Here is a 17,049-nt window from a genome sequence, read left to right as displayed (position 1 = left end):
TCCGATTAAATCTTGGCGATCTTCACACCTGTGGTGTGCAGGTTCATACCGGTCACGGGTGACGTGACATGAGGCAGCAGGTTGCCACAGTGCACGCCTTTGCCGGTGGCGCGTGACAGCTCTTTGTTTTTGGAGCCAAAGCCCATGTAGGCGAACACGGTATCCGGACGGATCCCCGGGGTGACCAGTGCATGGCCTTCCTCGCTGCCGGTGTCGTTGTAGATGCGAATTTTGTCGCCACTCTGGATATTCAGCAGGCCTGCAGTCACCGGATGGATCCACACTGCGTTGTCAGACATCAGGTTGGCCAGCATGGGCACGTTCTGACTGCCGGCGTTGGTGTGCACAGCCACCTTGCCCTGAATAAAGAACAGCTCATCGGCTTTCTTCATGGTGACTTCGCGGTAGCGGATAACCCCGCGCCCCGGCGCCATCTGCTCAACCTTGTCTGAACTCAGTTCAATCTTGCCGCTGGGCGTTTTGAAGGTCAGAGAGCTGGCATACGTGCCGTCTTCATCGGCGGCTTTGGCGTTGGGGTAGGCTGAGATGAACGTCTGCACCATGTCGCGTTCACGCAGCATCAGTGGTTTGCCATAGCTGACAAAGCCGTCCTGCTTAATCTTGCTGAGCAGCGCCACATCACCGCCGGTCTGGAATAGCTGCAGGGTGTCCATGTTTTCCCAGGGGAAATACTGGCCAAGGCCCATGGCGTCACCGGCTTCTTTCCAGATCTGCCAGCTTGGGCGGGTATTGCCGATAGGCTCAACCACTTTTTGGCGTACATAGTAGGCCGGGCTCTTGCCGGACTTGTCGGTGATCTCTTCATCCCGCTCCAGATAGGTGGATTCAGGCAGGAAGATATCGGCATAAGCGGCACTTTCGCTGATATAGATATCGCAGCACACCACGAAATCCAGCTTCTTCAGGGTTTCCACCACCCGGGCTCTGTCGGTCATGGTCTGCATTGGGTTGGTACGGCTCATCACCCAGCCACGCAGCTGATAAGGCTGCGCCTCAAGGGTGGCGTCCAGAATAGTCTGGTACACACCGCCGGATGACCACAGCATGGCGTACTGTTCATCCACCATATCGATACGCTTGGCATCGGACTTGGGCATGTCTTTCACCCCTGGCTTGGCCAGAGATGGTGCAACCGACTCACCGGCAAATTTGTTATAGCTGGAGGCTTTTTTGCCAAAGTACAGGCCGCCTTTGCGCTCGATGTTGCCAATCAGAATATTGGCAGCGTACAGGGCGCGGCGCATTTCAAACTCTTCAGTGGTGAAAGAAGAGCGGTGACCGAAATCGACACAGGCATGAGGGGCGCAAGCGGCATATTCGCGGGTTATGCGGCGAATATCTTCGGCAGGCACGTCAGACACTGATTCGGCCCACTCAGGGGTATAGGCTTTGACTTCATCGGCGAAGGCTTCAAAACCGCTGACATAGCGATCGACAAAGGCCTTGTCATACAGGTTTTCGGCAATCAGCACATGACACATGGCCAGCGCCACGGCCACGTCAGTGCCCGGCTTGATGGCATACCATTCATCGGCCTTGTCGGCGACCACAGAGAAGCGAGGCTCGAACACCACCAGTTTGGCACCTTTCTCCATCTGGGCGTTCATCATGCCGCGGGTCTCAGACATGTTGATGCCTTCGTACAGGTTGTGGCCGAAGTTGATGATGTACTTGGAGTTACCCAGATCCCGCTTGACCTTGCCGCCAAACATCGCCTGGGCGGCAACCACATAACCTGCCGGACAGGTGGTGGCGTGGGTAAAGGTATTGGGGCTGCCATAGGCTTTGGCCAGGTGGAACAGGTGACCTGACAGGGAGCCGGACTTGGAAGAGAAGGCGACGGTTTCGGCACCATACTGATTTTTAATGCGGGTCAGATTGTCGGCAATGATGGCATAGGCTTCATCCCACTCGATCTCCTGCCAGTTGCCTTCGCCGCGCTCGCCCACGCGCTTGAGCGGCTTGACGATACGCTGCTTGTCATACAGTTGGCTGTGACCTGCACCACCACGGGCACACACAGCGCCGCCGAAGGATTTGGCCTTGGGGTTACCCAGAATGGAGACGTTCTTGCCGTTCACTACCCGGGCAGAGATAGGGCAGCGGGTTGAACACATTTCACAGATACTGGCGACTTCGCTGCCAGTGCCTTTCAGCTCGGTGCGCTCCAGAGCGGCCAAAGACCCGGGCAACATGCTTGCCAGGGCACAGGTCGCGGTGCCGGCACCGGCACCTTTGATAAAGGTTCGCCGATCTAATTTCATTATTCTTATCCCCGTTTTATTGCAGATGCGACAGGCGGGTCAGCCCGTCATATGGGCACATTCTGTGGCGGTAATGGCGGGGCGGATATTGTGGTAAACCACATATCGGCAGATGAGAGTAGTCGATTGTGAAGCGCTTCAAAGTTCGCTTTTTAACCACCAGCTCATGGTGGCAATGTCTATTGTGGTAAACCACATATCGGCTGCCAAAGGCGCAAAAGTGGGGGCTTGGTGGCAATGTGGGCAAAGGGCGTGAGGAAAGTCGCTGCTTAATTTGGCGATGAGCGACAGCACTGATCTGTGTTCAATAGATCTCGCTCGATTGACGCTTATCTTCGATGAACCCTCGGCATATCAACGAGGGTCTCGACAGTAGGGCTTGGGTTAACAGTGCGGCCTGTTATGTGCAGTCAGGTTTGAACTTTTGGATTCTCTAGATAATGGCCGCTGTGCTGCCTCTGCGTTTCAGCTTAAGGGTGGCGGTGCAGCCGTGCTCGCCGTCGTTGCGGTTGCTTAAACTGAAGCTGCCTTCATGCTGTTTGAGTACGTCGGAGCAGATCGCCAGCCCCAGCCCCAGGCCATTGGCCTTGGTGGAAAAGAAGGTGGCCATGAGTTCATCGCCGGGCAGGCTCAACCCCGGGCCGTTGTCGGTCAGGCTGAGGTTTAATTGATGCTCGAGAAATTCAAACTGCACTTCGATATGACCACTGTGACCTGCCGGCATGTCGGTCAGTGCATCCAGGCTGTTTTTCAGCAGATTAACCAGCACCTGCAGCATGCCAACTCTGTCTGCGGTAACAAAGAAGGGCTCACCGCTGACTCTGGTACTGACTCTCACGCCTCTGCGCTCCAGCTCCAGCTTGAGCAGGGCAATACTTTCTTCCACCAGGGTCAGCATGTTGACATCTTCCATCACAGCTTCACGGCGCTTGAGCAGGCCGCGGATGCGATGCACCACTTCACCGGCACGTACCGACTGGCGATTGATTTTTTCCAGCAGTGCCAGACACTCCTCGTAACCTTCGCCCTTGGCCTGTAGGCGCATGATGCCACCCTCGCTGTAACTGGTGATGGCGGCGATCGGTTGATTCACTTCATGGGCCAACCCGGCACCGATCTCGCCCAGAATCGCGCTGCTTTGCAGCCTTTCCATGGCCACGGCCTTGAGTTTGAGCTGACGCTCGGTTTCCACCAGGGTGTCACTCTTTTGGCGGAACTTATACTCAATCCACAGGTGATAGATGGTGGCAACCAGAAACAGTAAGACAGCCAAAATGCCCCAGTGCTGATTGGCCCGCAGCCAGTGCATCACCGATTCCCACTTGGGATGCTGATCTTTGGCGACATTCAGCTCGCCAAACAGCTGGATCACCTGCAACTGGCTGATGGGAGAGGTCCAGCCGGAAAGTTCGGCCTTGATGGCGGCCTCAGAGTCCGCCGGCATCGCCAGCAGCGCCTGAGTGACAGCCTTGGTCAGCCTGACATCCACATGTTCGCTGGCGGCAAACGACCAATTGGGATACAGATTGGTCGAGCACTGACATTCATAACCCTCAGGGCGACTGGGATTCAGTACCCGAAAGTCCTGCTCTTTTATCAGCCCGCGCTTGGCCATATCCTCCAGGGTGCATAAGGGGGTGATGGCAGCATCCACATTGCCATCCCTGACCTGATATACCAGTGGATCCAGCGGGAAGCCGAGAAACTTTACCTGTCTGAACCAGCTGTCAGGTTCCATGCCAAGTTTGTGCATCAGCCCGACGGTTGCCTGATACCCCCCCAGCGCATGGGGGCCACTGGCGGCAACCACTTTGTCTTTGAGGTCGTACAGGGTGCGGTAATCGCTGTCGGCACGCACCAGAATCGCCGAGCCTATGGCCTTGGTGGTGCCATTGTGGCGCAGGGATCTCATGGTCGCCAGCCAGGACAGCGGATATTGATTGGACAGATACAGATACTGCCCCGGGTTGGTGATGATGAACTGGATGCGATTATCCAGCAGCGCCTGATTCAGCTCTTCAAAGTTGCCGGGCTGCACCTCGAATCTGGCGCCCGGCACATGGGCACTGAGATAATCCATCATAGGTTGCCAGCGCTCTTTGGCTTTTTGATAGCCCCAGTTGGCGAGCACTCCGACCCGATAGACTTTTACCTTGGCGACAGGCTGACTGACAGAGGTTTTGCTGGCATCAATATCGGAGACGTTGGCTGTGGCATGTTGCGGAGTATCAGACGCCGACGCTGACGCCGAAACCAAAACCAAGGGCGCGATGAGCAGCCCAATCAGGCTGAAGATAATGCTGACAGACAGCAGCAGGGCGCGCAGGTACAAAGGGCGTTCTCCGACAAAAAATGCATAAAACCACAACATTAACTTACTCTTAAGCCAACGCAGTGTGGCGGGAGTCAAATTTCCGGGGCCTGAATTCGCGCCTGACGCAAAACTGAGATATGACTCATCTAAAGATGTTCGTTTTATTGCTCAGGACCTGCCATGAAATCTGCTGAACCCCAAATTCTCTATTTGGTTGATGACGATGAAGCCATTGCCGATTCCCTCAGTTTTCTGCTGGAGGGCTTTGGCTATAAGGTGATGTGGTTTGACGATGGCCAGACCTTCCTGAATTCAGTGGATTTACAACAGCCGGGCTGCGCAATCCTCGATTCCCGTATGCCGGGACTCAGTGGCCAGCAGGTACAGCAGCTGCTCAATGACAGCGCCAGTCCGCTGTCGGTGATATTTCTGACAGGTCATGGCGATGTGCCTATGGCAGTGGATGCCTTCAAAAATGGTGCCTTCGACTTCTTCCAGAAACCCGTGCAGGGCAAGGCGCTGGCCCAGGCTATTGAAAAAGGACTGACGCACAGTCGGCGGCAAAGCTGGAAGCTTAAGCATCAGGCATTGATCGACAGCCTGACCGAGCGTGAGCAGGAAATTTTCCGGCTGGTGGTCAATGGCTATACCAACAAACAGATGGCTGAAACTCTGTTTGTGGCGGTGCGCACCATAGAAGTGCATCGGGCCAAGGTAATGAAAAAGCTGGGGGTCACCAATATGGCAGAGCTGCTGAAACTGGCACCACTGCTGCACCGGCCGGAAGAAGCCTGAACCCATATGGGGAATTACGACAATGGGGTATTACAACGCCCGCTAAAATGCTGCGCCGGACTTTGCATCCTTCCTGGGCTTGGGTATAACTTCCCCTAAGCAAAGTTTCACAAGGAAACCCAAGGGTGACAAAGAAATACGTGGTGGCGCTGGATCAGGGCACAACCAGTTCAAGAACCATAGTGTTCGATCATGATGCCAATATTGTATCGGTATCCCAGCGGGAATTTACCCAGATCTATCCGCAACCCGGTTGGGTCGAGCACGATCCCATGGAGATCTGGGCCAGTCAGTCATCCACATTGATTGAGGCGCTCGCCCGCGCCGGGATCCGCAGCCGCGAAGTGGCCGCCATCGGTATTACCAATCAGCGTGAAACCACAGTGCTGTGGAACAAAACCACCGGCAAACCCATTCACAATGCCATTGTCTGGCAGTGTCGCCGCAGCGCGGATATCTGCGATGCGCTCAAGGCGCAGGGGCTGGAAGATGAAGTGCGCAGCCGTACCGGGCTGGTGCTGGATCCTTACTTTTCCGCCTCCAAGATTAAGTGGCTGCTGGACAATGTGCCCGGTGCCCGTCAGCAGGCCCAAAACGGCGAGTTGCTGTTTGGCACCATAGACACCTGGCTGACCTGGAAGCTGACTGAGGGCGAGGTCCATGTGACCGATCCCACCAATGCGTCGCGCACCATGTTGTACAACATTCATGACCTTAAGTGGGATGAGCGGCTGCTGGAGATCTTCGATATCCCGGCCTCCATTTTGCCGCAGGTGCAAGGTTCCTCCGTCATTGTCGGCAAGACCCGTATTACTGGCCAGGGGCAGGAGATCCCGGTAGCCGGTATGGCCGGGGATCAACAATCGGCGCTGTTTGGTCAGCTGTGCATTGATAAGGGTATGGCCAAGAATACCTATGGCACCGGCTGCTTTTTGCTGATGAACACCGGCACCGAGGCGGTGAGTTCACACCATGGATTGCTGACCACAGTGGCGGTTGGGGCTGGCGGCGAAGTGAATTATGCGCTGGAAGGCGCGGTATTTATGGGCGGCGCCACCATTCAGTGGCTCAGAGATGAGCTGGGGCTTATCCGCGAGGCTCAGGATACCGAGTATTTCGCATCCAGAGTGGCCGACACCAATGGCGTGTATCTGGTGCCTGCATTTGTGGGCCTTGGGGCGCCTTATTGGGATTCCGGTGCCCGCGGGGCACTTATTGGCCTGACCCGTGGCGCTAACCGTAACCACATTATCCGTGCGGCGCTGGAGTCCATTGCTTACCAAAGCCGGGACTTGCTGGATGCCATGGCCAAAGATTGTGGCGTGCCGCTCAAGCAGCTCAAGGTCGATGGCGGTGCGGTGGCCAATGATTTTCTGATGCAGTTTCAGGCCGATATTACCCACGCTGAGGTACTGCGCCCACAATTGACGGAAACCACCGCCATGGGAGCTGCCTTCCTGGCTGGCCTGGCGGTGGGCTTCTGGCGCTCGACCGAAGAGTTGAGCCATAAAGCCAGCATTGAGCGGCGCTTCACTCCTCAGATAGATGAGGCGACTAAAGAGGCCCTGTATCAGGGCTGGCAGGAGGCCGTCGAGCGTACCCGCAGTCAGTCATAAAAAGACAGTAAAAAGCCAGGCTCAGCCTGGCTTTTTGCTGTACTGAGTCATCAGCGCACCCTAGATCTCAATATCCACATGCTTACCTGTGCTGTCTCTGGGAGAGGTGCTGTGTTTTCCCTGTTGTTCACTGGCGAGCGCCTGAGCCTCCTGTGCCAGTTGCTCCTCGGTGGCGGGGACGAACTTATCTTTATGGGGTTGAGCAGATGACTGCCGGTCGGTTTTGCGTCGCCCACCGGCACGGAATTTGCGGCGGCCGGAGTGGCGTTTACGGCGCTCCAGCCGGTAGCTGGGTTCGTCGGTCTGAGTCTGATGGTCATCAACGTCGATGGCGGGCTCGGGCGTGACACGCTGCACTCTGCGCGCCCGCTCAATTCCGGCCCGCACAGGTTTTGCCAGCATGTTATAGAGTGCATCCAGTCCCATGATTCACAGACCTATTCCATCGTCAGGTTTTGTCATTATATCGGCAGCAGTGCTTAAAGTTTAACCTTTTCATCTGCTTGCTCCTGTGCGTCAGATAGCCAGTATTTGTGCTGCGCCGGTGTGACCAGGGCAAGCCGCAGGCTGGTGGCTTTGTGCTGACAGGCCAGACGCACGCCCTGAGCCAGCATGGCATCTGACAGGGTGCGGTTATCGGCATCGGTGGCCTTTGGCGGCGTATCCAGCCAACGCAGTCGGCACATGCCGCAGTTGCCCCCACCGCCACAGCGGGTGCGAAGTCGGGTATTGGTGCTGTTGAGGGTATTGAGCACGCTGCCCTTGCAGGGAAAACTGCTCAGCTTCTGCCCCTGAGCATCAAATAGCTGCACGAATTGGCGGCGATACCGGCCCAGTGGCAATATCAGCGTTCCTTGTCTGGCTTTGCTCATCATGGTTGCGACCCCTGCCAGCGCCATCATCAGCGCCAGCAGGGCGGTGAGCTGAATAGGCAGGGCGTTGAAGCTGATACCGTTGGCGGGGAAATAGTCCATGAAGTGCAGCATCAGCAGCCATTGTCTGAGCTGGCTGCCGGGATGCCTGTGCGCTATTACTTCCCCGGAGTCGGGATCGACATAAATCACCGTGTCTTTGGCCTGCACCGCAAACACCGGTTTGTCGGCGATATCTGCCGGAGGCTGCGCCAGCCATTGCGGGGCAGACAATAGGTCTCTGAGGCCTGAGCCGGGCTTTAGGCTCATACGCGCCTGTTGCCGGATTGCCTCAACAGACAGTGTCAATGGTGTCAGTGAATCAGCCCGCAACCAGACGATTGCCGATGGCGTTTGCAGCCGGTATACCGCAAAGGGCAGATGCTGCCTTAGCTCCAGCGATTGCAGGCTGTTACCGTAGCGCGCCAGCAAAGGGCTAATATCGGCCAATTGGGTAATGTGCGTTTGCAACTCCATCTTTGCCCGATAGCGATTGTCATCCAGCAGATCGGCCGGCAGCAGGTTGAGCAGCAGGCCGGTGATCAACCAAACCAGCAGCTGGGCGCTGGCTACCCAGGCGAGTATTCGATGCCATTTTTGCCAGTTCATACCGCTTTCCCCCGGCGTCCAAGCCAGAGCAGCAGCACCCCGGCCAGCGCCGACAGCAGTGCCAGTGTGGCCGCCATGCTCAGCAAGGGATTGTGAATATCCTCGCGGCTGTCATAGTCCATGATGTGCAACATCCACAGGAAATCAAACCACTGCCAGTAATCATGTCGTTTGCTGATGAGCTGGCCGGTTTGTCCATCCAGATACAGCCTGGGATTACCCAAGCCTGTAAAGTTGACCTGCCACAATGGCGGTTGTGCCCAGCTGATTTCGTCAGGTGTACTTTCCAGCAGCCTGGCATTTTTTACCTCGCCGGAAAGTGCATAGTGAGCTCGCCCCAGCGCGATCGCCTGCCCCTGCGTCAATAAAGACGGCAGTTCCTCGCCGCTGATGGCTGATAGCAGCCGTCGCTGCTGATTGGCTTCTATCAGATAAGCCGGACCTGAGGGGTGGGCAAGTAAGGTCAGCCGGGTCAGCGGACCATAGGATTGCTGCAGCATGGCTGGCTCTATTTTGAATTTGTCCAGCTCTGCGATGGGGGCTGAGTGCTGTTTGATGAGCTGCTGGCCACGGATAAACTGAATATCCATCCACACCATATAGCAGCCACTGAGTAGCCACAGCAGTAATTGCACACCCACAATCAGGTTGAGACTGTTATGAATTTTCCGAAAATTGGCAGCGGAAAGCATAAGGAGACCGGATTTATTATTGTTGTCAGAATGTTAACTCAATCTTTGTGGCAGTGACCAGCAGCAGACTGGTTGCGATTGCTGCAGCTGCCGCTTTGGCACTTTTTTCTCCGGAAGATCGGATCCCGGGTCCTTGGCAAGTCCACCCATGGCGCATTTTTTCATCTGAATTCACCTAATTAGTGTTCAGCTGTGCCACAAATTCCCACTTTGACAACCTGTTGTTCATACCCTGCAAACTCCCGTATAACCCGCTTGCTGACTGGTGTTGGTCAGCTTGACAATGCTTGCGCCCTGTCCCTAAACTTAGGAGTTGTGGGAATTTGTGGATTTTTGTGGATCATGTAATCGGATACGGGAATCAAGACGCATGTTTCGTGGGGCCAGCTCGATTAATCTCGACGCCAAAGGACGGATCGCCATACCGGTGCGATACCGCGATGCCCTGCGCGATCATCAGGATCCCGCGATGGCCGGTCGTCTGGTCATCACGGTGGACATTAACTCTGCCTGCCTGTTGCTCTATCCCCTGTGGGAGTGGGTCAAGGTTGAGAGCAAGTTATTGACCCTGTCCGACACCCAACCCACAGAGCGGGCGCTCAAGCGCAGATTGCTGGGACACGCCCATGAACTCGAGCTGGATACCCATGGTCGCTTATTGCTGCCACCGCCTTTGCGTGTGCATGCGGGGCTGAGCAAAAAAGCCATGCTGGTGGGCCAGCTGAACAAGTTTGAGCTCTGGGACGAGCAGAGCTGGATGCAGCAGCTCGAGGATGATCAACAGGTTATCCAAAACAGTGCGCTGGACGCCAATGAGCGTCTGGCGGATTTCTCATTGTAATGAATTGAATTTAAAGAAGAGTGCCATGAGCCAGGAATTTGCCCATTTAACAGTACTGCTGGATGAAACCGTCGCGGGTCTCAATATCCGTCCCGACGGCATCTATATCGACGGTACGTTCGGCCGTGGCGGGCACTCGCGTCTGGTGCTGGCCCAACTGGGCGAGCAGGGGCGGCTGATCGCCATCGACCGTGATCCACAGGCGATCGAAGCGGCCAAACAGTTTGCAGATGACAAGCGTTTTCAGATTGTGCACGGCGGTTTTGGCCAGCTGGCCGACTATGTGGCCGATCTGGGACTGACCGGCAAGATTGACGGTGTGCTGCTGGATCTGGGGGTTTCCTCGCCGCAGTTGGATGACGCCGACCGCGGCTTCAGCTTCCTGCGTGACGGCCCACTGGATATGCGCATGGACAACAGTCAGGGCGAAACCGCGGCCCAATGGATTGCCCGCGCTGAAATTGAAGATATGGCCTGGGTGTTCAAGACCTTTGGTGAGGAGCGCAACGCCCGCCATATCGCCCGTTGTATTGCTGCCGACCGGGAAAAAGAGCCGTTTGTGCGCACCAAACAACTGGCGGATTTGATCGCCCGTGTCGCCAAGACCAAAGAGCGCAACAAGCATCCGGCGACCCGGGTGTTTCAGGCGATCCGCATCTATATCAACAGCGAACTGGAACAGATTGAACAGGCGCTGGAAGGCTCGCTGACCGCACTGGCGCCACAGGGCCGGCTGTCGGTGATCAGCTTCCATTCGCTGGAAGACCGCATTGTAAAACGCTTTATCCGTAAGCATTCCCAGCGCGAGGAAGTGCCTTACGGCTTGCCCGTGACCGAGGCGCAGATTAGCGGCAATCGCAAATTGATGCCGGTGGGCAAGGCGATGAAGCCATCAGAAGCTGAGCTGGAACGTAACCCAAGAGCCCGCTCCAGCGTGCTGCGGGTGGCTGAGCGTCTGGAATATTGACAGGGATGACGGCGAGCGTGAGCAAACCTCAGCTGAACCTGCCCCGCATTGTGCTGCTGGATTTGTGGCATCACAAGTGGCTGTGTTTGCTGGCCGTCACCGTCGTGCTTAATGCCGTGGCAGTGGTGTATGCCAGTCATGTGAACCGGCAGCAGGTCAGCCGTTGGGACCAGCTGCTGCAACAGCGGGACAAGCTGGATATTGAGTGGCGTAATTTGCTGCTGGAAGAGCAGGCGCAAACCGAGCACAGCAAGATTACCCGTATCGCTACCAAAGAATTGGGGATGCACAGACCCGCCCCGAGTGAAGAAGTGGTCGTGAGAGTGCCATGAGCAGAAAAACCAAACAGGCCAAGCGCAATCAGAAACCAACATTGTTCCCCATGCGGGTAAAGGTGATGCTGGGTTTCATTTGCCTGTTTTTCGGCAGTTTGGTCGCGCGTGCTGCTTATATCCAGATTATCGAACCGGGCAGATTGCGCCACGAAAGTGATATGCGCACCCTGCGTACAACGTCCAGTGATGTGCAGCGTGGTCTGATCGCCGACCGTAACGGTGAAATGCTGGCAGTCAGCGTGCCAGTGAAGGCGGTGGTAGCCGACCCCTTTGAGGTGTTCGACAAAGGCGGCTTCGCCGCGAGCAATGACAAACGCTGGAAGGCGCTGGCAGATGTGCTGCATCTGGATGAGGATGAGCTGTTAAGCCGCATCAAACGCAATCCGGACAGCCGTTTTGTGTACCTCAAACGGCAGGTAACCCCCGAAGTCGGCGATTATATCAATGAGCTGAAACTGAAAGGGATTTCTCTGCGCGATGAGTCCCGTCGTTATTATCCCAGTGGTGAGATCAGCGCCCAGTTGGTGGGCATTACCAATATTGATGATCTCGGCATTGAAGGCATAGAAAGGACCTACAACGACTGGCTGACCGGTAAGCCTTCCAAAGAGAAAGTGCGCAAATCCCGTGATGGTCAGGTGGTTGAACGTCTGGGCGTGGTGCAGGAAGGCGAAAAGCCCAATGATCTGGTCCTCAGTATCGATCAGCGTATTCAATCGCTGGCTTACCGTGAGCTGAAAAAGGCCACTGAACTCAACCAGGCCACAGGTGGCAGCGTGGTGGTGCTGGATGTGCACACAGGCGAAATTCTCGCCATGGTCAACACCCCATCCTACAACCCCAATTCCCGCGATCAACTGCAGAGCTTCCGTATGCGTAACCGGGCGGTGACCGACACCTTTGAGCCGGGTTCCACCCTCAAGCCTTTCGTGGTGGCCGCCGCGCTACAATCCGGGGTGGTCAAAGCCGACGAGCTGGTACCAACATCGCCGGGCTGGATGCGTATTGGTGGTCGTCAGGTGCGTGATGCCGTCAACTATGGCGACATGTCACTGGCCAAGATCCTGGTCAAATCCAGTAACGTGGGCGTAAGTAAACTGGCCCTGTCGATGCCGGTTGAGCAGTTGCTGGGCACTTATTACAGCATGGGGCTGGGCAGCCAGTCCGGCAGCGATCTGACCGGGGAAAACGCCGGTCTTATCCGCGAACGCTACAAATGGTCTGACTTTGAACGGGCAACCTTATCCTTTGGCTATGGTCTGACTGCCACCACACTGCAGTTGGCGCGTATGTACGCGACCCTGGGCTCAGGAGGGCTGCTCAAGCCCGTATCTATTCTCAAGCTGAAAACGCCACCCGAAGGTGAGCGGGTGCTGTCACAGCAGGTGGCGCACGATGTGATGCACATGTTGGTTGGCGTGACTGAAGAGGGCGGCACTGCCCGCAAGGCGCATATCAATGGTTATCCGGTTGCCGGTAAAACCGGTACCAGCCGCAAGGCGGTGGCCGGAGGCTATGGTGATGACTACTGGGCGCTGTTTGCCGGGGTTGCGCCGGTGAATAACCCAAGATTGGCTATCGCCGTGGTGGTCAACGACCCCAAAGGGGACAGATATTACGGCGGTGATGTGGCAGGCCCTGTCTTTGCAAATGTGATGTCAGGGGCACTGCAGATGTTAAACGTAGAACCTGTAACCCGACGCGAGCAATTGCAGCTGGCGTCGGTTGGGGGGAGAGCAGAATGATGTACTTACGGGATCTGCTGGCTCCCTGGATGCATTTCGCCGGCGATGAACAGTTCGGTGATTTGACTTTGGACAGCCGGGCCATTCAGCCCGGCGCTGTGTTTGTGGCGTTGCCGGGACATGCCGTCGACGGCCGCCAGTATATTGAAAGTGCGCTGGCCAAAGGTGCAGTGGCGGCTCTGGTGCACACCGATGATGCGGCCGAGCACGCCAAAGTCAGCCGCGAAGCCGGACTGAAGATCTATTTTCACGGTCTGTCACACCAGGTTTCAGCGCTGGCGGCGCAGGCCTGGCCGTTGCTGCCGGGCAAGCTCAAGGTGATCGGTATTACCGGTACCAATGGCAAGACCTCAGTCAGCCAACTGATCGCGCAGTTGCTGGTGCTGGGTGGTCAGCGGGCGGCGGTAATGGGCACCATGGGTAATGGTGAATGGCGCGATGCCAACGCCGCCAGTTTGCTGGATGTGGGCAATACCACTGCCGATCCGCTGACCATTATGCGTCAGCTCAAAGGCTTTGAGCGCGAAGGCCTGAGCGCCTGCGCCATGGAAGTCTCCAGCCATGGTCTGGTGCAGGGACGGGTGGATGCTGTGCCTTTTGAGGTGGCGGTGTTTACCAATCTGAGCCGGGATCATCTGGATTATCACGGTGATATGGCCAGTTATGGCGCGGCCAAAAAGCGCCTGCTGAACTTTGCCAGCCTGCGCACTGCACTGGTGAATCTGGATGATGCAACCGGTCTTGGCTGGTATCAGGCCGTTGCCGGTAAATACACTGGCTTTTCCATTCACGGACATGCTGATGCCAGTTATGGCGCCAGCAAGGTGCAATACCACAGCGCCGGCGTGAAGGCGACTGTGCACTGGCCGCAGGGGCAGGCTGAAATTGACTCGCCACTGCTGGGTGAATTTAATCTGTCCAATCTGCTGGCGGCGCTGAGTGCGCTGAATGCCTGTGGTTACGATCTGCAGGATTGCTGCGCCAATGTTGCCAGGCTCAAGCCGGTGGCCGGGCGGATGGAATGTTTTGCCGCGCCGGGCAAGCCAACTCTGGTGGTGGATTATGCCCATACGCCGGATGGTCTGGAGCAGGCATTGAAAGCCGCGCGCATTCACAGTCAGGGCAAGCTCTGGTGTTTGTTTGGCTGTGGCGGCGATCGCGATAAAGGCAAGCGGCCCATGATGGCGGCGGTGGCCGAGGCGTTTGCCGATGAAATCGTGTTGACCAGTGACAATGCCCGCAATGAAGATCCCATGGCGATCATTGCTGATATGCAGGCCGGGCTGAAGCAGCCACAGGCGGCACTGGTCAATCCGGATCGCCGTGAGGCCATCAAACAAGTGTATGCCCGTGCCCGGGCCGGCGACATAGTGCTGCTGGCGGGCAAGGGACATGAAACCTATCAGGAAATCGCCGGTGTGAAGCATGACTATGATGAACGCGCACTGGCGGCACGCCTGGCTGCACAGATGGCCGTGGAGGCGCAATGATCCGTGTTGAATTAACTCAGTTATTGGCGCCATTGGCGGCCACACTGGTGGGCAACAACCTCAGCATTGCCAGTGTCACCACTGACAGCCGCAATGTGGCGGCTGATGGTCTGTTTGTCGCGCTTAAAGGTGAGCGTTTCGACGCCCACGATTTTGCCCAAACCGCCATCGACAATGGCGCGGTGGCGCTGCTGGTCGAGCGTGAGTTGCCTGTGACGGTGCCGCAGTTGCTGGTGGCGGATTGCCACCAGGCGCTGGGTCAATTGGGCGCGCTGGTGCGTGACGCTGTGGCCCCAAAATGTCTGGCGCTGACCGGCTCCAACGGTAAAACCTCGGTCAAAGAGATGGTGGCGACAATTTGTGCCCAGCAGCACAAGGTGCTGTTTACCGCCGGTAATTTCAATAACGACATAGGTGTGCCGCTGACCTTGCTGCGGCTCGAGCCGGGCGATGAAATCGGGGTGTTTGAGCTGGGTGCCAATCACATAGGTGAGATTGATTACACCTCCGCCCTGGTGCGCCCTGATGTGGCCTTGGTGAACAATGTTGCCAGTGCTCACCTGGAGGGATTTGGCTCCGAAGCCGGGGTAGCCCGGGCCAAAGCGGAAATTTTCAATCATCTGGCGGCGGATGGCACGGCCATTATCAATGCCGATGATCAGTATGCACAGGTAATGCAAGCCGCCGCCGGTGACCATAGACAGCTGACATTTGGCGTTGAGCACCCCGCCGATGTGCAGGGGCTGAACCTCAGTGCGGATGCCTTTGGTCGCTATCGTTTTGAGTGCCGTTATCAGCAGCAGACTCAGGCCATCAGTTTACCTTTGGCCGGACGTCATCAGGTGTCCAATGCACTGGCGGCAGCGGCCATGTGTCTGGCAGCGGGTTTCTCGCTGGCACAGATTGCCTCCGGACTGGCGCAGCTCAAGCCGGTGAAAGGCCGCATGATGCCGGTGGCGCTTGGGCGGGTGATGGTGGTGGATGACAGCTATAACGGCAATCCGGCGTCCGTGGGCGCGGCCATCAACTGGCTGAAAGAAATTGACGAAAATCGCTGCCTGGTACTGGGCGATTTGGGCGAATTAGGCGACAATGCGTCCCTTTTGCACGGCGAATTGGGTGCCAAAGCCAAACAGGCTGGAATTAACCAACTGTTTTGTTTGGGGCAATTGTCCAGTGCCGCCAGTGAAGCCTTTGGCTCGCGCCACTTCACTGAGCTGGATGCACTGGTTGCTGCACTCATCAGCCATATACAAGTGTCACCGGGACAGGTGACCGTATTGGTAAAAGGGTCGCGCAGCGCGGGGATGGAGCGCGTTGTTGAGGCCTTGAAAGCCGCCTTTGGGCGCGGGGAGTTTTGTTAATGCTGGTTTATCTGGCTGAGTATCTGACCCAGTTTTATACCGGGTTCAACGTATTTTCATACCTGACCTTCAGAGCGATCCTGGGGCTGCTCACTGCCCTTTCTTTCAGCTTGTGGTGGGGACCTCGCCTGATTGAGCGTCTGCAATTGCTGCAGATTGGTCAGGTGGTGCGTAACGATGGGCCTGAGTCCCACTTCAGTAAGCGTGGCACGCCAACCATGGGTGGTTTGCTCATTCTAGCGGGGATTTTCATTTCCGTCCTGCTGTGGGGCGATCTCGACAGCCGTTATGTGTGGGTCATGCTGTTTGTACTGGGGGCCTTTGGTCTGATCGGTTTTATCGACGACTACCGCAAGGTGGTGCGCAAGAATACCGATGGCCTGATCGCCCGCTGGAAGTACCTGCTGCAATCACTGGCAGCGCTGGTGGTGGCGTTTTACCTCTATTACAGCGCGGCGGCGCCCGGCGAAACCCAATTGGTTGTTCCGTTTTTCAAAGACGTGATGCCACAGCTTGGTGCGCTGTTTATTGTGCTGGCCTACTTCACCATTGTGGGCTCCAGTAACGCCGTGAACCTGACCGATGGTCTGGATGGTCTGGCGATTATGCCGACTGTAATGGTAGCTGCGGCGTTTGCGCTGATCGCTTATCTGTCCGGCCACGTGCAGTTCTCTGCCTATCTGCATATTCCTTATCTGCCTGGCGCCGGGGAACTGGTGATCGTCTGTACCGCTATTGTTGGTGCGGGTCTGGGCTTTTTGTGGTTCAACACTTATCCGGCGCAGGTGTTCATGGGAGACGTGGGCTCTCTGGCACTGGGCGCGGCGCTGGGCACCATGGCGGTGCTGGTGCGTCAGGAGATTTTGCTGGTGATCATGGGCGGTGTGTTCGTGATGGAAACCCTGTCAGTGATCCTTCAGGTGGGCAGTTATAAGCTGCGTGGCCAGCGGATTTTCCGCATGGCACCCATCCACCACCACTATGAGCTGAAGGGTTGGCCCGAGCCCAGAGTGATTGTCCGCTTCTGGATTATCTCCCTGTTCCTGGTATTGCTCGGTCTGGCGACGCTGAAGCTGAGGTAATTT

At 56.5% G+C, this 17,049-nt stretch carries 14 protein-coding genes; 9 read left to right on the top strand and 5 right to left on the bottom strand.

The window, feature by feature from the left end; translation table 11 throughout:
- Positions 1 to 5 precede the first annotated feature (5 nt).
- Together phsA and ACRRUX_RS09905 are read right to left on the bottom strand one after the other, a co-directional pair.
- A complete protein-coding gene (gene phsA / locus ACRRUX_RS09910; RefSeq protein WP_432529732.1) occupies positions 6 to 2,285 on the bottom strand; it encodes a thiosulfate reductase PhsA in 2,280 nt (759 codons plus the stop codon).
- Between the two features lie 433 nt (positions 2,286 to 2,718).
- On the bottom strand, positions 2,719 to 4,656 hold the full coding sequence (locus tag ACRRUX_RS09905) for a sensor histidine kinase (RefSeq protein WP_432529730.1): 1,938 nt from the start codon (positions 4,654 to 4,656) through the stop codon (positions 2,719 to 2,721).
- 123 nt (positions 4,657 to 4,779) lie between these two features.
- Between ACRRUX_RS09905 and ACRRUX_RS09900 the strand changes: the two genes are divergently transcribed.
- Both ACRRUX_RS09900 and glpK read left to right on the top strand, forming a co-directional pair.
- Positions 4,780 to 5,394, top strand: coding sequence for a response regulator transcription factor (locus tag ACRRUX_RS09900; RefSeq protein WP_432529728.1), 615 nt, complete (start codon positions 4,780 to 4,782; stop codon positions 5,392 to 5,394).
- A gap of 125 nt (positions 5,395 to 5,519) precedes the next feature.
- Positions 5,520 to 7,010 carry a glycerol kinase GlpK gene (gene glpK, locus ACRRUX_RS09895; protein ID WP_432529726.1) on the top strand — a complete coding sequence of 497 codons (1,491 nt, stop codon included), beginning with the start codon at positions 5,520 to 5,522 and terminating at the stop codon, positions 7,008 to 7,010.
- A 60-nt stretch (positions 7,011 to 7,070) separates the two neighbouring features.
- On the opposite strand, the gene ACRRUX_RS09890 is transcribed toward glpK, so the two are convergent.
- The 3 genes from ACRRUX_RS09890 to ACRRUX_RS09880 are packed head-to-tail and all read right to left on the bottom strand — an operon-like array spanning position 7,071 to position 9,165.
- Positions 7,071 to 7,436, bottom strand: a complete 366-nt coding sequence (locus ACRRUX_RS09890) for a hypothetical protein (RefSeq protein WP_432529723.1) — start codon at positions 7,434 to 7,436, stop codon at positions 7,071 to 7,073.
- Between the two features lie 53 nt (positions 7,437 to 7,489).
- Complete coding sequence (locus tag ACRRUX_RS09885) at positions 7,490 to 8,530, bottom strand: 2Fe-2S iron-sulfur cluster-binding protein (RefSeq protein WP_432529721.1); 1,041 nt, start codon at positions 8,528 to 8,530, stop codon at positions 7,490 to 7,492.
- Positions 8,527 to 9,165: a hypothetical protein gene (locus ACRRUX_RS09880; protein WP_432529719.1), complete on the bottom strand. Its 639-nt coding sequence runs from the start codon at positions 9,163 to 9,165 to the stop codon at positions 8,527 to 8,529. The genes ACRRUX_RS09885 and ACRRUX_RS09880 overlap by 4 nt, the downstream gene beginning before the upstream one ends.
- A gap of 427 nt (positions 9,166 to 9,592) precedes the next feature.
- Between ACRRUX_RS09880 and mraZ the strand changes: the two genes are divergently transcribed.
- From mraZ to mraY, 7 genes are read left to right on the top strand one after another with little or no spacing between them, the layout of a single operon-like run.
- Positions 9,593 to 10,063, top strand: coding sequence for a division/cell wall cluster transcriptional repressor MraZ (gene mraZ, locus ACRRUX_RS09875; RefSeq protein WP_432529717.1), 471 nt, complete (start codon positions 9,593 to 9,595; stop codon positions 10,061 to 10,063).
- Between the two features lie 25 nt (positions 10,064 to 10,088).
- A complete protein-coding gene (gene rsmH, locus ACRRUX_RS09870) occupies positions 10,089 to 11,030 on the top strand; it encodes a 16S rRNA (cytosine(1402)-N(4))-methyltransferase RsmH (protein ID WP_432529715.1) in 942 nt (313 codons plus the stop codon).
- Between the two features lie 17 nt (positions 11,031 to 11,047).
- Positions 11,048 to 11,362 carry a cell division protein FtsL gene (gene ftsL, locus ACRRUX_RS09865; protein ID WP_432529713.1) on the top strand — a complete coding sequence of 105 codons (315 nt, stop codon included), beginning with the start codon at positions 11,048 to 11,050 and terminating at the stop codon, positions 11,360 to 11,362.
- Positions 11,359 to 13,110, top strand: coding sequence for a penicillin-binding transpeptidase domain-containing protein (locus ACRRUX_RS09860; RefSeq protein ID WP_432529711.1), 1,752 nt, complete (start codon positions 11,359 to 11,361; stop codon positions 13,108 to 13,110). Before ftsL ends, ACRRUX_RS09860 begins: the two co-directional genes overlap by 4 nt.
- A complete protein-coding gene (murE, locus tag ACRRUX_RS09855; RefSeq protein ID WP_432529708.1) occupies positions 13,107 to 14,600 on the top strand; it encodes a UDP-N-acetylmuramoyl-L-alanyl-D-glutamate--2,6-diaminopimelate ligase in 1,494 nt (497 codons plus the stop codon). Before ACRRUX_RS09860 ends, murE begins: the two co-directional genes overlap by 4 nt.
- The gene (locus ACRRUX_RS09850; RefSeq protein ID WP_432529706.1) at positions 14,597 to 15,964 is read left to right on the top strand and encodes a UDP-N-acetylmuramoyl-tripeptide--D-alanyl-D-alanine ligase; all 1,368 of its coding nucleotides are present in this window, start codon (positions 14,597 to 14,599) and stop codon (positions 15,962 to 15,964) included. Before murE ends, ACRRUX_RS09850 begins: the two co-directional genes overlap by 4 nt.
- Positions 15,964 to 17,046 carry a phospho-N-acetylmuramoyl-pentapeptide-transferase gene (gene mraY / locus ACRRUX_RS09845; RefSeq protein WP_432529704.1) on the top strand — a complete coding sequence of 361 codons (1,083 nt, stop codon included), beginning with the start codon at positions 15,964 to 15,966 and terminating at the stop codon, positions 17,044 to 17,046. The genes ACRRUX_RS09850 and mraY overlap by 1 nt, the downstream gene beginning before the upstream one ends.
- The last annotated feature ends 3 nt before the right edge of the window (positions 17,047 to 17,049 follow it).

This window comes from Shewanella sp. GXUN23E (genome assembly GCF_050865035.1).
Taxonomy (GTDB): Bacteria; Pseudomonadota; Gammaproteobacteria; order Enterobacterales; family Shewanellaceae; genus Shewanella.
The sequence above is the reverse complement of the archived record's forward strand: the minus strand, read 5'-3'. Positions and strand labels throughout refer to the sequence as shown.